At 45.7% G+C, this 586-nt stretch carries 1 pseudogene; it reads right to left on the bottom strand.

Annotated elements, in window-relative coordinates:
• Nucleotides 1-586, bottom strand: a pseudogene (locus HP456_RS24715) (type VI secretion system ATPase TssH); the annotation flags it as partial.

The raw sequence follows: 586 nt of genomic DNA, 5'->3' as shown, positions 1-586 counted from the left end.
GGACCCAGGAAAATGAAAGAGCCGATCGGGCGATTAGGATCTTTGATTCCGGCTCTTGCACGTATTACGGCATCACTGACCAGTTTTACCGCTTCTTCTTGTCCAATGACACGTTCATGTAATAGTATATCGAGTTTGAGGAGTTTTTCCCTTTCACCTTCCACCAGCTTTGTGACAGGAATTCCCGTCCATCTGGCCACGATATTCGCGACTTCTTCCTCAGTTACTTCTTCTCTGACCAGCCTTCCCTCCTGCTCCTTCATCATCTCATGTTCAACTGCCTGAAGTTCTTTTTCCATTGCAGGAATCTTGCCGTGGCGCAATTCTGCTGCTTTGTTTAGGTCATAGTCGCTCTCCGCTTCCTCAAGCTGGCGTCTGAGCTTCTCCAACTCTTCTCTTTTCTCCTGGACTACTCCAATGCTTTCTTTTTCCTTTAACCACTTAAGCTTCATTGCATCAGCTTTTTCCTTTAGGGTGCTTAGGTCTTTTTTAATTCGGTTCAATCGTTCCAGACTTTGTTCATCTTTTTCTTTTGTCAACGCTGCCTCTTCGATCTCGAGCTGCATCACTTTACGAGTCACCTCAT

The organism is Bacillus haikouensis (genome assembly GCF_013179555.1).
In the GTDB taxonomy this organism is placed as follows: Bacteria; Bacillota; Bacilli; order Bacillales; family Bacillaceae_B; genus Rossellomorea; species Rossellomorea haikouensis_A.
The sequence above is the reverse complement of the archived record's forward strand: the minus strand, read 5'-3'. Positions and strand labels throughout refer to the sequence as shown.